The 17322-nt window shown below is 71.5% G+C and carries 15 protein-coding genes and 1 pseudogene; 10 read left to right on the plus strand and 6 right to left on the minus strand.

All coding sequences use genetic code 11. From position 1 onward, the window contains the following. Positions 1–89: 89 nt before the first annotated feature. From ACWDR3_RS42185 to ACWDR3_RS42200, 4 genes and pseudogenes are all read right to left on the minus strand, one after another. Positions 90–539 (minus strand): annotated as a pseudogene (locus ACWDR3_RS42185) (ABC transporter ATP-binding protein); the annotation flags it as partial. 2 nt (positions 540–541) lie between these two features. After that, positions 542–1360 (minus strand): ABC transporter permease, encoded by an 819-nt coding sequence (locus ACWDR3_RS42190; protein WP_450357909.1) that lies wholly within the window; start codon positions 1358–1360, stop codon positions 542–544. Next, a complete protein-coding gene (locus ACWDR3_RS42195) occupies positions 1345–2244 on the minus strand; it encodes an ABC transporter permease (protein WP_450357910.1) in 900 nt (299 codons plus the stop codon). The genes ACWDR3_RS42190 and ACWDR3_RS42195 overlap by 16 nt, the downstream gene beginning before the upstream one ends. Further along, on the minus strand, positions 2241–3392 hold the full coding sequence (locus ACWDR3_RS42200; protein ID WP_450357911.1) for an ABC transporter substrate-binding protein: 1152 nt from the start codon (positions 3390–3392) through the stop codon (positions 2241–2243). Before ACWDR3_RS42200 ends, ACWDR3_RS42195 begins: the two co-directional genes overlap by 4 nt. Before the next feature lie 211 nt (positions 3393–3603). Here ACWDR3_RS42200 and ACWDR3_RS42205 point away from each other — a divergent pair, with 211 nt between their 5' ends. Together ACWDR3_RS42205 and ACWDR3_RS42210 are read left to right on the plus strand one after the other, a co-directional pair. Then, positions 3604–4344 (plus strand): GntR family transcriptional regulator, encoded by a 741-nt coding sequence (locus tag ACWDR3_RS42205; RefSeq protein ID WP_450357912.1) that lies wholly within the window; start codon positions 3604–3606, stop codon positions 4342–4344. Positions 4345–4596: 252 nt separating this feature from the next. Next, positions 4597–5502: a hypothetical protein gene (locus ACWDR3_RS42210; protein WP_450357913.1), complete on the plus strand. Its 906-nt coding sequence runs from the start codon at positions 4597–4599 to the stop codon at positions 5500–5502. 23 nt (positions 5503–5525) lie between these two features. On the opposite strand, the gene ACWDR3_RS42215 is transcribed toward ACWDR3_RS42210, so the two are convergent. Continuing rightward, a complete protein-coding gene (locus tag ACWDR3_RS42215; protein ID WP_450357914.1) occupies positions 5526–6296 on the minus strand; it encodes an SDR family NAD(P)-dependent oxidoreductase in 771 nt (256 codons plus the stop codon). 147 nt (positions 6297–6443) lie between these two features. Between ACWDR3_RS42215 and ACWDR3_RS42220 the strand changes: the two genes are divergently transcribed. From ACWDR3_RS42220 to ACWDR3_RS42255, 8 genes are all read left to right on the plus strand, one after another. Beyond that, positions 6444–6761 carry a hypothetical protein gene (locus ACWDR3_RS42220; protein ID WP_450357915.1) on the plus strand — a complete coding sequence of 106 codons (318 nt, stop codon included), beginning with the start codon at positions 6444–6446 and terminating at the stop codon, positions 6759–6761. A 196-nt stretch (positions 6762–6957) separates the two neighbouring features. Beyond that, the gene (locus ACWDR3_RS42225) at positions 6958–8541 is read left to right on the plus strand and encodes an ABC transporter substrate-binding protein (RefSeq protein ID WP_450357916.1); all 1584 of its coding nucleotides are present in this window, start codon (positions 6958–6960) and stop codon (positions 8539–8541) included. Positions 8542–8543: 2 nt separating this feature from the next. Further along, entirely contained in the window at positions 8544–9500 is a 957-nt protein-coding gene (locus ACWDR3_RS42230; RefSeq protein ID WP_450357917.1) for an ABC transporter permease, read from the plus strand. Continuing rightward, the gene (locus tag ACWDR3_RS42235) at positions 9497–10387 is read left to right on the plus strand and encodes an ABC transporter permease (protein WP_450357918.1); all 891 of its coding nucleotides are present in this window, start codon (positions 9497–9499) and stop codon (positions 10385–10387) included. The genes ACWDR3_RS42230 and ACWDR3_RS42235 overlap by 4 nt, the downstream gene beginning before the upstream one ends. A 53-nt stretch (positions 10388–10440) precedes the next feature. After that, positions 10441–12171, plus strand: coding sequence for a dipeptide ABC transporter ATP-binding protein (locus ACWDR3_RS42240; RefSeq protein WP_450357923.1), 1731 nt, complete (start codon positions 10441–10443; stop codon positions 12169–12171). After that, the gene (locus ACWDR3_RS42245) at positions 12168–14174 is read left to right on the plus strand and encodes a CocE/NonD family hydrolase (protein WP_450357919.1); all 2007 of its coding nucleotides are present in this window, start codon (positions 12168–12170) and stop codon (positions 14172–14174) included. The genes ACWDR3_RS42240 and ACWDR3_RS42245 overlap by 4 nt, the downstream gene beginning before the upstream one ends. Then, complete coding sequence (locus ACWDR3_RS42250; protein ID WP_450357920.1) at positions 14171–14812, plus strand: TetR/AcrR family transcriptional regulator; 642 nt, start codon at positions 14171–14173, stop codon at positions 14810–14812. The genes ACWDR3_RS42245 and ACWDR3_RS42250 overlap by 4 nt, the downstream gene beginning before the upstream one ends. A gap of 28 nt (positions 14813–14840) precedes the next feature. Beyond that, positions 14841–15518 (plus strand): NAD-dependent epimerase/dehydratase family protein, encoded by a 678-nt coding sequence (locus tag ACWDR3_RS42255; protein ID WP_450357921.1) that lies wholly within the window; start codon positions 14841–14843, stop codon positions 15516–15518. On the opposite strand, the gene ACWDR3_RS42260 is transcribed toward ACWDR3_RS42255, so the two are convergent. Further along, positions 15490–17322, minus strand: a 1833-nt coding sequence (locus tag ACWDR3_RS42260; protein ID WP_450357922.1) for an FUSC family protein, incomplete at its 5' end; no start/stop codon positions are given. The two genes, ACWDR3_RS42255 and ACWDR3_RS42260, sit on opposite strands and share 29 nt — an antisense overlap.

The following is a 17322-nucleotide window of genomic DNA, read 5'->3' on the forward strand; positions in this document are numbered from 1 at the left end:
CCTGGTGGACGGCAAGCCCGAGCGGATGACGAAGCGGACCGTGACCGTCGCGGTCAAGGGCGGTACGCCGGTCACCCGCACCCAGTGGGCCCGCCGGAGAGCTGGTGCGGGAAGCGCTCGCCCTTGTCGCCGAGCCCGACGAGGTCGAGCAACTCGGCCGCACGCGACCGCCGTTCGGAGGTGCGCACCTTGCGCATGCGCAGTCCGAAGGCGACGTTGTCGACGGCGTTGAGATGCGGGAAGAGGCTGTAGGACTGGAAGACCATCCCCGCGTCGCGACGGTGCGCCGGCACGTCGGTGACGTCCTTGCCGTCCACCAACACCTCGCCGGACGTGGGGTGTTCGAACCCGGCGAGCATGCGCAGCGCGGTGGTCTTGCCGCAGCCGGAGGGGCCGAGCAGGGCCAGGAACTCGCCGGGGTTGACGGTGAGGTCGAGGCCGTCGAGGGCGACCGTCGGGCCGAACTCGCGGCGCAGGCCGCGGAATTCGACGGTGGCGGCGTTCTCCGTGGTGGTCTTCTCAAGCGTGGTGGCGGTCATGGTTATCCCCGGGACTTGGCGGTTTTGTCACGGCCGCCGACACCGGCGAGCGTGAGGAGCAGTGCCCAGGTGACGACCAGGCTGAGCACGGAGACGGCGACGGAGAGCTGGGCGTTGGACCCGCCGACGCTGTAGATCCACACGGCGAAGGGCTGGAAGCCGAGGAGCTGGGCCACGGTGAACTCGCCGAGCACCAGCGCCAGCGTGAGGAAGGACGCGTTGAGCAACGCCCCGCGCAGATTGGGCAGTACGGCCTGCACGAGCGCCTGCGGCCAGCCGGCGCCGCAGCTGCGGGCGGCCTCGACGAGGGTCTTCACGTCGATGGCCCGCAGCCCCGAGTCCAGCGCCCGGTAGACGAACGGCAGCGCCATCACGACGTAGGCGAGCACCAGGATGAAGGGGAAGTCCGGGTTCTGGATCGCCACGAAGGTCTGGAACAGCGGGGTCTTGGACAGGTAGTCGGGCCCCCACTTGAGGACCGTGGCGATACCGGCGACGAACGCGATCGGCGGCACCACCAGCGGCAGGGAGCAGATCACCTCGACGACGGGCCGCAGCCGGGGCGCGCCGAGCCGCAGCGCGACCATGGCCGGGACCATCAGGAGCAGGACCACGGCGATGGTGGCGGCGGCGAGTTCCAGCGAGAGCACCAGGCTGGTGGTGAAGCCGTCGGTGGAGACGATCTCGGTGTAGGCGTCGAAGGTGACGCCCTGCCCGGGCACGTCCACCGTGAAGATCACGGACGCGGCGAGCGGCACCAGGAAGTACAGGGCGGCGAGGGCGAGGACGACCCACCGCCAGAGGTTCAGGCGTCCAGCCATCGCGCGCTCCGTCGTTGCAGGGGCAGATACACGGCCATGACCAGGCCCGCGACCAGGACCATGTCGAGGCTGAGGGCGAGGGCCACGTTCTCCTGGCCGACCAGCACGTTGCCGGAGATGGCGTCGGCGATCTGCAGGGTGACCAGCGGGACCGAACTGCCCACCATGGCCGCGGCGGTGGCGTACGCGGCGAACGCGCTGCCGAAGAGGAGGACGAACCCGCCGAGCAGCGAGGGCAGCAGCACCGGCAGGGCCACGTGCCGCCAGTACTGGACGCCGGTGGCGCCGTTGTTCTGGGCGGCCTCGCGCCACTGGGTGCGCAGGCCCTCCAGGGCCGGGGTGATGGTGAGGACCATCAGCGGGATGAGGAAGTACAGGTAGACGAGGACCAGGCCGGAGAAGCTGTAGAGGTTCCAGCCCTTGTCCTTGAGGCCCAGGTGGGTGGTGAGCACACCGGCGTTGCCGAGCGTGGCGACGAACGCGAAGGCGAGGGGGACACCGCCGAAGTTGGCGAGGACGCCCGAGGCGGTGAGCACGGCCTCGCGCAGCGCGCGGAAGCGGGAGGTGACGACGACCTGCGCGAGCGGCAGGCCGAGCAGGGTGCCGAGGGCGGCCGAGAGGGCGGACAGCTTGACGCTGCCGACCAGTGCGGTGAAGTAGGCGCCCTGGAGCGAGTCGGTGAGGTTGGCGGTGGTGTACGAAGTGGCGCCCGTCGTCTGGTCCTTGACGGTGAAGGCGCCGTTCAGCATCGCCACGGCGGGCACCCCGAAGGCGACCGCGACGAACACGAGCAGCGGGAGCACGGCGATCCAGCCGGGAACGCGGCGCCGCCGCTTCGAAGAAGCGGCGGCAACCACGTCGGCCCGCGTGAGCGTGGCCGTCATCCGGAGACGGCCTTCGCCCAGCCCTGCGCGATGACCGTCTTGGCCTTGGCCTGCTGGGCCTCGGTCGGGAAGGACGGCGTGCCGCTGACCTGCGGGAGCTTGGCGGCGGCGGTCTTGTCGAGCGTGCCGGCGGCCTCCATGGAGGTCATCAGCGCCGGACGCGCGTACCCCTTGAGCCACAGGTTCTGGCCCTCGGCGCTGTACAGGTACTCCTGCCACAGGCGGGCGGCCGCCGGGTGCGGGGCGTCCTTGTTGATGGCCTGCGAGTAGTACTGCGCGAACTGACCGTCGCTCGGGATCGAGACCTTCCAGTCGACGCCCTTGGACTTGAACTCGTCGGCGTAACCGGCGTTCAGGTAGTCCCAGTCGATGGAGATGGGCGTCTCGCCCTTCTCCACGGTGGCCGGGGTCGACTCGACGGGCGTGTAGTTGCCGTTCTTCTTCAGCTCGGCGAAGAAGTCCAGGCCCGGCTGGATGTCGTCGAAGGAGCCCTTGTTCGCGAGCGCCGCCGCGTACACGCCGCCGAAGGCCGAACCCGACTTGGTCGGGTTGCCGTTGAGGGCGACCTGACCCTTGTACTGCGGCTTCAGCAGATCCGCGAAGGTGGTCGGACAGGCCTTGACGCGCTTGGCGTCGCAGCCGATGGAGATGTAGCCGCCGTAGTCGTTGAACCACTGCCCCTTCGGGTCCTTCTGGCCCTCGGGGATGTCGTCGAAGGAGGCGACCTTGTACGGCGCGAGCAGCCCCTGCTGGGCGGCGCTGAGCGCGAACGAGGAGCCGAGGTCGAGGACGTCGGGCGCCCGGTCCTGGCCCTTGCGGGAGGTCACCGCGTTGATCTCGTCCTGGCTGGAACCGTCCGGGTTCTCGTCCGTGATCTTGATGCCGTACTTCTTCGTGAAGCCGTCGATGAGGGCGCCGTAGTTGGCCCAGTCGCGGGGGAGGGCGATGGCGTGCAGCGTGCCCTCCTTCTTGGCCGCCTTCACCAGGGCGTCCATGCCGCCGAAGTCGGCGGCGGAGGTGGCGGTGGCGGCGTTCTTGCCGTCCGCGGTGGTCGACTCGTTGTCGGGAGCGGCGCCGCAGGCACTCAGGGCGAGTGCGGCGAGGACGGCGAGGGAGCCGGTCAGGACGGCTGTTCTCGACTGGGACACGGGGACTCCAGAAGGGGGCGCAGGGGACGCGAAGAGCTGAGAACTTGTCTGAACAAGTTGGCCCCAGTAATGCGGTCCTTGGTGTCCGGACCGTAAACATCGGCGAAATCCTGACCCGCGATTCTCTGCACAATCACAGGCAAGCGTGTTCGCATATGGTGCTCGTCTAGGCTGATCACTCTGTGCACAGAGGCCGACTCGGAGGGAAACAGTGTCGACGCGACACGAGGAGATCGCAGACGAACTGCGTCAGGCGATCGACCGCGAGGAGTACGCGGTCGGCAGCAGGCTGCCCGCGGAGACCGAGCTGGCCGCCCAGTACGGCGTCTCGCGCGGCACGGTCCGCCAGGCGGTCGCGGCGCTGACGTCCGAGGGCCTCATCGGCTCCCGTCAGGGCGCCCGCCGGGTCGTGCTCGCCAGCCGCCGCAGCCAGAGCTTCGCCGAACTGCGCAGCTTCGCCCAGTGGGCCCGCGCGATGGGCCGGGAGGCGACCGGCCGGGTCGTGGCGCAGGAGTATCTGCCGGCCACCGCACAGGACGCCGCCCGGCTCCAACTGCGCCCGGGCGTCCCGGTGTTGCACGTCCTGCGGGTGCGCGGCCTGGACGGCGAGCCGGTCCTGGTGGAGCGGACCGTGTACGCCGACTGGATCTCGCCCGCCGTCGAGGGCATCGACCCCGACGCCCCGTCGGTCACCCAACTCCTCTTCGAGGGCACGGGGTTGGTCTTCGCCTACGGCGAGCACGTCATCGACGCGGTCGCCGCCAGCGCCCAGGACGCCGAGTTGCTGGAGATCCGCCGTACGAACCCTCTGCTGCGCGTGCGCCGTGTGACCACGACCCGGGAGGGCCGCCCGGTCGAGTGGTCGGACGACCGCTACCGCTCGGACGCCGTGAGCTTCAGTGTGCACAACTCGATAGGCAACAACGCGCTGGCGCGCAAGACGGCGGAGTGAGGCGAAGAGCGAGGCCGCTCAGATCACGATTTGGTCATGCGGGGGGACGGATGATGACCTTCAGGTCGTGAGCAACTCGTGAAGGATTGACGGGAGTTGTGGAAGGTGACAAGAATGCGGCTCACACCTTCGCTGTGACTGAACTGAGCGAAGTGACGCGAGTGGCTCGGTCACGCATGCCGTTGTCGCTGCCGACCGCGTACCCACCACGCTGTGCCACCTCCCACACCTTCTTTTCCACAGAGGCTCATCTTGTCGCGTTCGCAAGAACCCAGAACCCTTGCCGCCCTCGCAGCAACCGTTTTCGCCGCCGCCCTCGTGCCCGTGCTCGGCGCGGGCACGGCCAGCGCCACGACGGCCGAGTGCAACGCCGCCACGGTCCAGTACCGCATCGTCGGTGAGGATGGAAACGTTGTCGGCGCCGACTGGACGTCGCAGGGCGGCTTCCTCCAGTGGACCACCGTCCCCGGCACCGTCCAGGTCAGGCTCGCGCCGGGCCAGACCGTGGCCGACGGCTGCACCTACCCGGTCTCCCTGGCCGAATACACCACCGAAGGCCCCAACTGGTACACCTCGGGCCACCAGACCATGGTCGACAAGGCCTCGGTCTACCTCACCAAGGACGACCTCGCCGGCGCCGACGACAAGGGCCGGACCTGGCAGAAGCTGTCGGTCAAGTCCCCCGACTGCTACGGCCAGATCGACCTGTACGGCGACGACATCTCCTACGACGGCAAGACGGGCACGGGCCACGGTCCGCTGCCGTACCAGCCGGGCAACGTCAACACGCCGTACCACCTCATAGCCGCCTGGAACGGCGGCGACAAGGAGTGCACCCCGGGCACGCCCGAGACGCCGACGCCGTCCGAGACGCCGCCCACCACCCCCGCGACGCCCACCACCCCGGCCGGCAGCACGCCGCCCGTGGACACGCCGCCCACCACCCCGGCGCCGTCCACCACGCCCCCCACCACCCCGGACGTCCCGCCGATGACGACGCCGCCGAACACGCCGGAGCCCAAGTCGAGCCCGAGCGGTCCGCCGCTGGCCGAGACCGGCTCCAGCGCGCCGGTCGGCGCGATCGCCGGCGGTGCCGCGGCGGTCGTCGCCATCGGTGCCGGTGCGCTCTACATGGGCCGTCGCACGCGTCGCTCCTGACGCCGTAGCCGCTTGGCCGCCGCCTATCCGGCGGCCAGGCGGCGCAGTACCCGGGAGGAGACCGGCGTGGGCAGGGCCCGCAGCGTACGCACCAGCGTCGTCGTGGCCCACGGGAAGTACGCCTGCGCCGGTTCCCTCTCCAGCGCGCGGACGACATACCGCGCCGCGCGTTCCTGGCTGATCTCGAAGGGCTTGGGCAGACCGTCCCCGCTGATCCGGTCGGTCGCCACAAAACCCGGGTGGATGCTGGTGAACCGGATTCCCCTGGGCGCCAGTTCGACGCGCGCGGCGTCGATGAGCGTACGGGCGGCCGCCTTCGCCGCCGAGTACGGACCCTGCCGGGGCAGGCCCATGAGCCCGGCCAGCGAGTTGGTGTGCGCGATGAGCCCGCCGGCCGGCTGGGCCCCCAACTGCTCGATCAGCGGGACCAGATAGTTGACGACGACGTCGTAGTTGAGCGCCATGATCCGCGAGACGTCCTCGACGCTCACCTGATCCATCCGCAGGTCCGGTCCCTGGCCCGCGTTGAGCAGCGCGATGTCGATCGACCCGTACTCCGCGACCGTCGCCGTGACCACCCCGGCCGCCGCTCGCGGGTCCAGGGCGTCGGCGGGCAGGTCGAGACAGTCGCTCCCGGCGGCCCGGACCTCCGCGGCCACGGACGCCAGCTCGGGAGCGCGCCGGGCCGTGACGACCAGCCGGTTGCCGCCGGACGCCAGCAGCCGGGCCACCTCGGCCCCGATCCCGGACGAGGCGCCGACGATCAGGATCGTGCTGCCGGTGATGCGCGCCATGGGGTTCCTTCGCTGGTCCGGCCCGGGAGTGCGGGTGCGAAGGGGACTCTCGCAGGCGGGAGGCGCACCCGTCGACCCGGCGCGACAGGGGAGGGTCGGCGGCGCGAAGCTGGGTAGACGGTGGTTCACCCCGACGGAAGGATCACCATGACGACCTACGTGGTCACAGTGCCCGGCACCTTCACCGACGGGATCGAGGCCGGGGCGAAGGCGGAGCTGACCCGGGCCCTGCGTCCGGCCGATCCGCACGCCACCCAGTTGGGGAACACCGAGGACCTCGACGTCCTCGCGGTCAACGACGACAACACCTTCACCCTGCACATGAAGGTCGAGGCGGACACCCGCGCCGACGCCGAACAGGACGCCCGCCGGCTCGCGGACTCCGCCCTGCGCGAGGCAGGTCTCGACGAGAACTCCGCGCCGCTCGGCCCCGTGATCATCACGGGCATCGACTCCGACATCTGAGCCGCCCGCCGGTCCGACCGCCCGCGTGTCGTCCGGGCACCGCTCATCCCTCCCTCACCCCGCCTCCCGTTACCGGTCGGTTTCGCGAGGTTAATTTCCGTGCCCGAAGGGTTGGCGGGAAAGCGTCGTCTCGTTATCGTTCACGCACTTCACTCAATCGTTCCGCTGAACGAATAGCGAGAGGGACGGTCGGTCCATGTCCGACATCCACCACCCGTGCCGGCGGTCGGTGCTCGCCGCGGGCGCGGCCTCCGTGGCCTCGCTCGGCGCGTCCTGGCTGCTGTCCGGCTGTACGGGCGCCGCCGCCCCGCCGGTGCTGCCGGTCGCCGCGCGGCAGGGCGCCCCCGACAGCGGCGGCACCCTGCGCATCGCCCGGCCGCCCGCCTCCGACGCCGAGACCCTCGACCCGGCGAGCTCCCTGTCCGCGTACGAGTACCTGGGCGCCCTCTTCAACCGGCTCGTCCGGATCGGCTCCGACGGCGAACTCGCCCCCGATCTCGCCGAGTCCTGGGAGAGCGACGGCAAGGCCCGCACCTGGACCTTCCGGCTGCGCAAGGGCGTCGCCTTCCACGACGGTCGCGCCTTCACCTCCGCGGACGCCGCCTACACGCTGCGCCACATCCTCGACAAGGCGACCGCCTCTCCGCAGGCCGCGGTCCTCGCCCCGCTCATCGACCCCGCGAAGCTGGGCACGCCCGACGCCCACACGCTGGTCGTCCCGCTGAAGACCCCGAACGCCGAGTTCCCGAGCCTGCTCACGCACTACAACTGCTACGTCGTCCCGGACGGCAGCGCCAAGTCGATCGGCCGCACCGGCATCGGTACCGGCCCCTTCAAGCTGGAGTCGTTCGCACCGGCAGGACCCGGCCGTGTCACCGCGTACGTGGACCACTGGGCGGGCCGCCCGGTCCTCGACGCGATCGACTTCTACTCGGTCGCCGACATGTCGGCCCGCTCAAATGCCTTGCTTGCAGGGCAGGTTGACCTTCTCTCGCAGACCAACCTCGACTTCGCCACCGCCCGCGTGGTCGCCGCCTCCGACCGGGCCACCATCGCGCGCGTGAAGGACGCCCAGTGGTACGTCCTGCCGATGCTCACCACCGACAAGCCCTTCACCGACGTACGCGTCCGGCAGGCGATGAAGCTCGCCTACGACCCCGAGCACGTGGTGAAGGTGGCGCTCCAGGGCGCGGGCACCGCGGGCTGGGACAACCCCGTGCCGCCGAGCGACCCCGCGTACGTCTCCGCGCACCCGAAGCACGACCCGGAGAAGGCGAAGTTCCTGCTGAAGCAGGCAGGGCACGAAGGGCTCGCCGTCGACCTCTACACCTCCGCCTACGACCCGCTGTTCACGCCGATGGCGCTGGCCTACCAGGACTCGGCCAAACGCGCCGGGATCAGCGTCCGCGTCAAAACGGCCTCCGCGGACTCGTACTACACGCAGATCTGGATGAAGAAGCCGCTGATGGCCACCTACTGGTTCACCGGCCGGCCCGTCGACCAGCTGCTCACCCAGATCTTCCGCAGCGGCTCCTCGTACAACGAGACGGCCTGGTCGGACAAGGAGTTCGACTCCGTCCTGGACCGGGCCCGGGCCGAGACCGACGACGCGAAACGGCGCGAACTCTACGGCGAGGCGCAGACGTTGGTGATCGAGAAGGGCGGGGCGATGACCCCGATGTTCGCCGACCGGCTCGTCGGCATCTCCCGCAGGGTGCGCGGATACGCCGAGCACGGCTTCGAGTTCGACTACCTCGGCATCGGCCTGAAGGGGGCCTGACCATGCTCTCCTTCACGCTGCGCCGACTGGCCTCCGCCGTCGGCACGCTGTTCCTCTCCTCCGTCCTCGTCTTCCTCGCCGTCCAGGCCCTGCCCGGCGATGTCGCCACCCAGATCCTCGGCAAGGACGCCACCCCGGACGCCGTGGCCGCCCTGCGCGACCAGCTCGGCCTGGACCGGCCCGCCTGGGAGCGGTACTTCGACTGGATCAAGGGCGCCCTGCACGGCGACTTCGGCACCTCGCTCGTCTCCGGGAAGGGCGTCGGCGGCGAAGTGGCCATGTACCTCGGCAACTCCGCGCTCATCGCCCTGGTCACCGTCCTGTTCGCGGTGACCGGCTCCCTGGTCCTCGGCATCCTCGCGGGCCTGTACCGCGACCGCTGGCCCGACCACGTCATCTCCACCGTCAGCCTGATCGGCATGAGCGTCCCCGAGTTCGTGGTGGCGACCGTGCTGGTGCTGTGCTTCTCGGTCGCCCTGCCGTGGTTCCCGGCGGTCGTCCTCTACGGTCCCGAAGCGAGCGTCGGTCAACTCCTGCCCGCCGTATGGCTCCCCGCCCTCGCGCTGGCCGTGGTCATGGCCGCCTACATCGTGCGTATGGCCCGCACCTCGGTGATCGACGTGATGGCCGGTGAGTACGTCACCACGGCCCGCCTCAAGGGCCTGTCCACCTGGCGGGTCGTCACCCGGCACGCCCTGCCGAGCGCCCTGCTGCCCACCCTGCACGTCATCGCCCTCAACGTCGCCTGGCTGGTCGGCGGGGTCGCCGTCGTCGAGAACGTCTTCAACTACCCGGGCATCGGCAAGCTGATGCTCTCCTCCGTGCAGAACCGCGACCTGCCCGTCATCCAGGCCGTCGCCCTCGTCAGCGCCGTCGTCTACGTCTGCTGCAACCTCGCCGCCGACCTCGGCGCCATGGCCCTCAACCCCAGGCTCCGCACCCGCGGGAGGACCCGATGACCACCCTCGACACCACACCGGCCGTCGTCGCGCCGGGCCCGCGTGCCGCCGCCCGCGCCTGGCGCACCCTGCGCTCCTCCCGCACGGCCACCGTCGGCCTCGCGATCGTCGCCGTCCACGTCCTGATCGCCCTCCTCGCCCCGCTCCTCACCTCCTACGACCCCATCGCCAACGACGCCTCGCACGCCCTGCTCGGCCCCAGTGCCGATCACTGGGCGGGCACCGACCAGTACGGCCGAGACGTCCTCGCGCGCGTGCTGTACGGCGGCCGCTACGCGCTCGGCGTCTCCGTCACCGCCACCCTCCTGACCGTCGCCCTCGGCACCGTCGTCGGCTGCGCGGCCGCCCTGCGCGGCGGCTGGTTCGACGACGTCCTCGGCCGGATCCTGGACGCCGTCCTGTCCATCCCGTCGATCCTCGCCCTGCTGGTCGTCGTCACCGCCCTCGGCACGGGACCCGCGGTCATCGTCCTGGCCGTGGCCGTCGTCTACGTCCCGCAGGTCGCCCGCGTGGTGCGCGGCGCCGCCCTCGCGGTGGTCCCCATGGACTACGTCACCGCGGCCCGGGCCCGTGGCGAGAGCACCTGGTCGATCCTGCGCCGGGAGGTCCTGCCGAACATCACGGACGTCGTCTGCGTCGAGTTCGCGATGCGCGCGTCCTGGGTCGTGCTGCTGATCTCCTCGCTGTCCTTCCTCGGCTTCGGCGCCGACCCGCCCACCCCCGACTGGGGGTTGATGGTCGCCGAGAACCGCACCGCCATCACCGTCGTACCGATGGCGAGCCTCGCGCCGATCATCGCCCTGGCCACGCTGGTGGTCGGGCTCAACCTCGCGGCCGACGGCCTGTCCAAGGCGTGGGGCGTCGACCGGATCAGGGAGGGACTGTGACGACCTCGAACGCGGGAGGTTCTGGGGCGACCTCGACCTCGGGAGGGTCCCCGCTGGACCCCATCGTCTCCGTGAACTCCCTTTCCGTGGCCTACCGTTCGGGCGGTCGGGACGTGCCGGTCGTGCACGAGGTGTCGCTGGACGTGGCCAAGGGACGCACGCTCGCGCTCGTCGGCGAGTCGGGCAGCGGCAAGTCGACCGTCGCCGCCACGCTCCTCGGCCACCTGCGCCACGGCTCCCGTGTCACCGGCGGCTCGGTCCGCGTCGACGGCCAGGACGTCTTCGCCCTGCCCGCACGGGAGTTGCGGCGGCTGCGTGGCGGGACCGTCGCCATGGTCGGCCAGAACGCCGGGCAGGCGCTGACACCCACCATGCGGATCGACCGGCAGATCGAGGAGGCGGGCGGCACCGTACCCGTCGCCGACCTCCTCGAACAGGTCCGGCTGCCGCGCCCCGCCGAACTCGCCCGCCGCTACCCGCACGAACTCTCCGGCGGTCAGCAGCAGCGCGTCGCCATCGCCATGGCGATCGCCGCCCGCCCCAAGGTGCTCGTCCTCGACGAACCGACGACCGGCCTGGACGTCGTCACCCAGCGCGGTGTCCTCGATCTGATCGCCGCTCTGCGCGACGAACTCGGCCTGGCCGCCGTCCTGGTGAGCCACGACCTCGGCGTCGTCGCCCACATGGCCGACGAGGTGTGTGTGCTGAAGGCGGGCCGTGTCGTGGAGACGGCACCCACCCGGCAGCTGTTCGCCCAGCCCCAGGACCCGTACACGAAGCGGCTGTTGGCGAGCGTCCCGCGTCTGGAGGACACCGGCCTCGCCGTCGTGACCGAGGCGGGGGAGCGGGTGGTGCGCCCGAAGGCGATCGTGCCCGAGGACTCCCCGGTCGCGGTCTCCGCGCACGACGTCACCATCGACTACGGCAGCTCACGCGCCGTCGACGGTGTCTCCTTCGACGTCCGGCGCGGTGAAGTCGTCGCCCTGGTCGGCGAGTCGGGCAGCGGCAAGTCCACGCTGGCCTGGACCCTGGCGGGCCTGCGCACCCCGTCCGGCGGCACGCTGACCCACGAGACCGGCGACCTGGCCCGCCCCGCGCACCGGCGTCCGCTCGCCCTGCGCCGCCGGATCCAGCTCGTCTTCCAGAACGCGGACACCTCCCTCAACCCCCGCCGCTCCGTGGGCGACGCGGTCCGCCACCCTCTGCGCTTCTTCGGCACCGCGACCGGGCGTACCGAGGCGGCCGAGCAGGCCCGCCGGCTCATCGCCGACGTACGCCTCGACCCGGCTCTCGCCGAGCGCCTGCCCGCCCAGCTCTCCGGCGGCCAGCGCCAACGCATCGGCATCGCACGGGCGTTGGCGGGCGAACCCGACGTCCTGATCGCCGACGAGATCACCACCGCCCTCGACGTCTCCGTGCAGGCCGACGTCCTGCGCCTGCTCGACGACCTGCGCTGCGAACGCGACCTGGCCTGTCTCTTCATCAGCCACGACCTCGCCGTCGTGCGCGGCATCGCCGACCGCGTCGTCGTCCTGCGGCACGGCGTCGTCGTGGAGGAGGGACCGACGGAAGCCGTGTTCGCCGCACCCGGCCACCCCTACACGCGCCAGCTCATGGCGGCCGCCCTCGAACCCGACCCGGACGCACGGCCCTTCGTCGACGACACCCTCGACTGGGCCGACGCGGCGGACGGTGACGACATCTGGACCGACCAGGGCGACGGTGGTCACCGCGTCCGACGCTGGCGCCCTCTCAACACCCCCGTCGCGGAAGGAGTTTCGTGAAGTACCGCGAACAGTTCGAGCGCCAGATCGTCAGCGAGGACGTCTGGATCCCCACCCGGGACGGCCGGACCCGGCTGCACGCGCGCGTGTGGCGGCCCGCCGACGCCGAGTCCGACCCGGTCCCCGCGCTGCTCGAATACCTCCCGTACCGCAAGAGCGACTGGACCGCCCCGCGCGACGCCCAACGCCACCCCTGGTACGCGGGCCACGGCTACGCGTCCGTACGCGTCGACATCCGCGGCCACGGAGACAGCGAGGGCACGCCCGGCGACGAGTACGACGAGCAGGAACTCGCGGACGGCGTCGACGTCGTCAACTGGCTTGCCGCACAACCCTGGTGCACCGGCAAGGTCGGCATGTTCGGCATCTCCTGGGGCGGCTTCAACTCCCTCCAGATCGCCGCCCTCGCCCCCGAACCCCTCAAGGCGATCGTCACCGTCTGCTCCACCGACGACCGCTACGACAACGACGTCCACTACATGGGCGGCGCCGTCCTCGGCATCGACATGCTCGCCTGGGCCGGCACCATGCTCGCCTTCGCCGCCCGCCCACCGGACCCGGCGACCGTCGGCGCCGACCGCTGGGTGCCGATGTGGCGCGAGCGCCTCGACGCCCTCGAACCCTTCCTGCACACCTGGCTGGAACACCAGCAGCGCGACGACTACTGGAAGCACGGCAGCGTCTGCGAGGACTACACCGCGATCGACGCGGCCGTCCTCGCGGTCGGCGGCTGGAACGACCCGTACCGTGACGCGGTGCTCCGCCTCGTCGAGCACCTCCCGGCCGACCGCGTACGGGGGTTGATCGGCCCGTGGTCGCACCAGTACCCGGACCGAGGTCTGCCTCCCGGCCCCGCGATCGGCTTCCTCCAGGAGACCCTGCGCTGGTGGGACCAGCACCTCAAGGGCATCGACACCGGGGCCATGGAGGAGCCGCTGCTGCGGGCCTGGATCACCGATTCCGTCCCGCCCGCCACCTCGTACGACGTGCTGCCGGGCCGCTGGGTGGGGGAGACCGACTGGCCTTCACCACAAGTCACCTGGGATGCAAGGCCGTTGGGTGCGGGCACGGCTCCCGTGCTCGTCCGCTCGCCGCAGCACACCGGCCTCGACGCGGGCCGCTTCTTCCCCTTCGGCAACGCGAGCGACCTGCCGCCCGACCAGCGCGAGGAGGACGGCCGCTCGGTCTGCTTCGACTCCGCGCCGCTCACCGAGCGCGTCGAGATCCTCGGCCGCCCGCGCGTGCGGCTGCGCCTCGACAGCGCCACCCCGCGCGCCCATGTGATCGCCCGGCTCTGCGACGTCGCCCCCGACGGCTCGTCCACCCTCGTCACCCGTGGCGTGCTCAACCTGCTGAGCAGGCAGGGGCGGGACAAGGCGGTGGAGTGGAGTCCGGGGACGTACGAGGACGTCGAGATCGAACTCACCGGGATCGGCTATGCCTTCCCGCCCGGTCACCGCGTCCGCGTCGCCGTGTCGGACACCTACTGGCCGTGGGTGTGGCCGCACGGCGAACGCGGCGAGCTGAGCGTCGTACCGGCGGAGAGCGCCGTAGTCCTGCCCGTGCGCGAGCCCGGCGACGAGCCGCCGATCCGCTTCGAGGAGCCCGAGCAGGCTCCGCCGCTGCCGGTGACGTACGACCCGCCGCCGACACCACGTCCGGAGCGGCTGGTCACGCACGATGTGGCGGCGGGGGAGTGGACGCTGGAGGTCGACCCCAACTACGGCGGCTCGCGGACGTATCCGGACGGGTTGCGCTACGAGGAGAGCGCGCGCGAGACGTATCGGATTCGGAGTGATGATCCGCTGTCGGCTCAGGCGGTCTCCGAGTGGCGGATCCGGTTGCGGCGCGGGGAGGGCTACGACGCTGAGATCATGGCGTCCACGGAGCTGCGCGCCACGGCCGCTGACTTCATCATGGACAGTCGCATCGAGGCACGGGCGAACGGAGAGACAGTGGTCAAGCGCGCATGGCACCGCACCGTCGGGAGGACGTCCGGATGACGGCCGCCAGGACCCCGCGCCGTGCCGTCGCCGCCGCCGACCGCACCCGGCAGCCCACCGAGGTCCGCCGGCGCCTCATCGTCGAGGCGGCCGTTCCGCTGATCGCCGAACGCGGTTACGCCGCCGTGGGTGTGCGGGACGTGGCTGCCGCGGCCGGGGTGTCCGTCGGCACGGTGACGTACCACTTCGGCAGTGTCCAGGAGATCCTCTCCGAGGCGATGGTGCTGCACATCGAGCGGTACTACGCCGAGCTGAGCGAGACCGCGGAGCGGGCGGACACAGGCGCCGAGGCGCTGCGGCTGCTGGTCGACGCGCTGTTCACGGAGGACACCGACCGGCACTGGCGGATGTGGTTCGACTACTGGAACGCGGGCGACCAGGCCACGGACGAGACGTTCACGCGCGGCCAGGCCCAACGGTACGAGGCCTGGCACCAGCAGATCCGCGCCCTCGCCCAACGGGGCGTGGACGACGGGGAGTTCACCGGCGCCGACCTCGACGGCTTCACCGTCCGCTTCGCCGCCCTCGCCGACGGGCTCGCCCTGCAACGTCTGCGCCAGGCACCGCCGTTGAGCACGCAGGACGCCCGACGCCACCTCAACCGGTTCATCGACACCGAACTCGCCCGTACACCCTGACCCCCAACTTCCCACCACGGAGCCGCTCGTGAACGTCGTCATCTTCGGTGCGTCCGGCATGGTCGGCCACGGAGTGCTGCACGCCTGCCTGGAGGACGCGGCGGTTACCCGTGTCGTCGTGGTGGTCCGCGGTCCCCTCGGCGTCAGCCATCCCAAGCTGCAGGAGATCGTCCACGACGACTTCACCGACCTGACCGCCCTCGCCGAGCAACTGACCGGCCTGGACGCCTGCTTCTACTGCCTCGGCGTCTCCAGCGCCGGGCGCAACGAGGCCGACTACACGCGCATCACGTACGACTACACGCTGGCCGCCGCCCACGTCCTCGCCGAACGCAGCCCCGGGCTCACCTTCGCCTACGTCTCCGGTGAGGGCACCGACAGCACCGAGAAGGGCCGCACGATGTGGGCCCGTGTGAAGGGGCGCACCGAGAACGCCCTGTTGGCCCTGCCGATGAACGCCTACATGTTCCGGCCCGGGTACATCCGGCCCCTGAAGGGGGCCGTCTCCAAGACGTCCGCCTACCGCGTGATCTACGGCCTGACTGCCTGGCTCTATCCCGTCCTGCACCGCCTCGCGCCCGGCCACACCACGACCACCGAGTCGCTGGGCCGCGCCATGATCGCGGTGGCGGCAGCTCCGGGTGCGGAGGAGCGACACGTTCTCGACAGCCGGGACATCAACCGCCTGGGCGCGAAGCCGAGTTGACCCGCCGGTCCGCGGTGTCCGGCTTCGCCGCCGCCGCGAGCGAGGGCTGGAGGCGGCGGGCCACATCGAGGTGGTCGGCGGTCCAGATGATGCGGACGGCCGTGTCCGTGGCCTGCCCGTTCTCGTCCCGCAGGTCGTGCCGGAGAGAGGCGACGAGGCGGGCCTCGGCGGCGGGGTCGGGCGGCATCGGGGCCGGCACCGGGGCGCCCTCGTCCAGGCCTGCGGCCAGGTTCCGGTACCAGCCGGACACTCCGTCGGCGGTCCCGAGGAGAACGAGGCGGGCGTCGGCCCGGTCCGCTCCTTCGGGCTGTTCATCGGAGCGCTGCCACAGGCCCAGTACGGCGTCGGCGGCCAAGCGCAGTCCGACGACGCCCGTGACCAGAGTGGTCATGTCGGCCAGCGGCACGGTCTTGGCGCCGCGCTCGGCGAGGTAGCTGCGGAACGCGTCGTCCAGCCGGCGTGCCGCGGCGGCCGCCTGCCGGTTCTCCTCGTCGGGCGGGGCGACGGGCGGGAGACCGGCGGCGCAGCGGCCGACCGCGTAGCGCACCGCGCCCGCCAGATAGCGCGCGCTGTCCGTGTACGCCGCCGCCAGCGCCCGGTCCACGGCGGCCGTGGCACCGCGCGGCCAGAAGAACAGGCCCACGAGCACGCTCACCCCGCAGCCCAGGGCGATGTCCTCGATCCGGAACAGCACGATGTGCCAGTCGGGATGCCGGCCGATGTTGAACAGGATGACGAGGGTGACGGTGAAGGCCGCCTGACCCGCGGCGAAGGAGATCGCCGCCGGCGCGATGCCCGCCACGAGCACGGCGACGGGGAGCAGGAACCACAGCACGGTGTCGTGGTCGCCGATCAGTTGCAGCAGCCCGGCTCCGAGGACCGACCCGGCGAGGGTGCCGCCCAGCGCGCGGACGGCGTTCTGCCCGGTGTTGAGGGCGTTGGAGCGCAGCACCGACAGGGTCCCCAGCAGCACCCAGAAAGAGTGCTGGGCACTGATCACGTCCGCGAGAGCGACCGCGATGCCGAGCCCGAGCGCGCCCCGGAGGCTGTTGTGCAGCCAGACCGACTCGCGCTGGAGGTGGGCGCCGGCCCGCTCCCGCGCCGAGGCCAGCGGTCCGGTGACGGAACCGGGTTCGTGGCCCAGGAGCCGCTCGGGCCAGCTGCGGTGCTCGGCCGCCGCGGCCAGATCCACGTTGGCCGCGATCTGGAGGGTGGCGAACCCCAGTTCCTGGGCGCGGAAGGACAGGTCCAGGACGCCGATGAAGGCACGGATCTCCGTCTCCGTACCGGGGCGCGGCCGATGCACGGGCAGCCTGGTGGTGGCGCCGTGCTCCATGCCGTCGATGACGGCGCGCAGTTCGGCGGAGGCCGCGCGCAGGGCGTCGGGTGCGGTGCGCGGGGAGTCGAGGAGATCGGCGGCGCGTTCCAGGACGGTGGCGGCGGCCCGTCGTACGGCATGGGCGTCCCGGTCGCAGTCGGGCGCGGTGGTGTCGGTGCCGTCGGACGGTGGCGTGCTGTCGGCCACGATGGCGCTGAGCCAGGTCAGCTCGTCGACCAGTCGGACGACGGCGCGCGAACCGGTGGACAGCCCGGTCGGCCGGTAGGGCGTGGCGTCGAAGGCGGTGCGCAGGTCGGCCGCCGCGGCGGCGGCATCGTCCGCGGTGACCCGGCACTGCTTGAGGCTCGGCGCGTCGGGCTCACCGGCAAGCCGGGACGCGTCGGCGCGCAGCTGGGCCGCGGCGGCGCGGCCACCCGCGATCAGGACGGTGTCGTACGGGGTGAGGGCGGTGCGGATGGCGTCGTG

Source organism: Streptomyces sp. NPDC001002 (genome assembly GCF_053599215.1).

Coding starts and splice junctions, on each gene's coding strand:
- ACWDR3_RS42190 (WP_450357909.1), bottom strand. CDS start 1,360: ATGGCTGGACGCCTGAACCTCTGGCGGTGGGTCGTCCTCGCCCTCGCC.
- ACWDR3_RS42195 (WP_450357910.1), bottom strand. CDS start 2,244: ATGACGGCCACGCTCACGCGGGCCGACGTGGTTGCCGCCGCTTCTTCG.
- ACWDR3_RS42215 (WP_450357914.1), bottom strand. CDS start 6,296: ATGGCGCGCATCACCGGCAGCACGATCCTGATCGTCGGCGCCTCGTCC.
- ACWDR3_RS42220 (WP_450357915.1), top strand. CDS start 6,444: ATGACGACCTACGTGGTCACAGTGCCCGGCACCTTCACCGACGGGATC.
- ACWDR3_RS42225 (WP_450357916.1), top strand. CDS start 6,958: ATGTCCGACATCCACCACCCGTGCCGGCGGTCGGTGCTCGCCGCGGGC.
- ACWDR3_RS42230 (WP_450357917.1), top strand. CDS start 8,544: ATGCTCTCCTTCACGCTGCGCCGACTGGCCTCCGCCGTCGGCACGCTG.
- ACWDR3_RS42235 (WP_450357918.1), top strand. CDS start 9,497: ATGACCACCCTCGACACCACACCGGCCGTCGTCGCGCCGGGCCCGCGT.
- ACWDR3_RS42250 (WP_450357920.1), top strand. CDS start 14,171: ATGACGGCCGCCAGGACCCCGCGCCGTGCCGTCGCCGCCGCCGACCGC.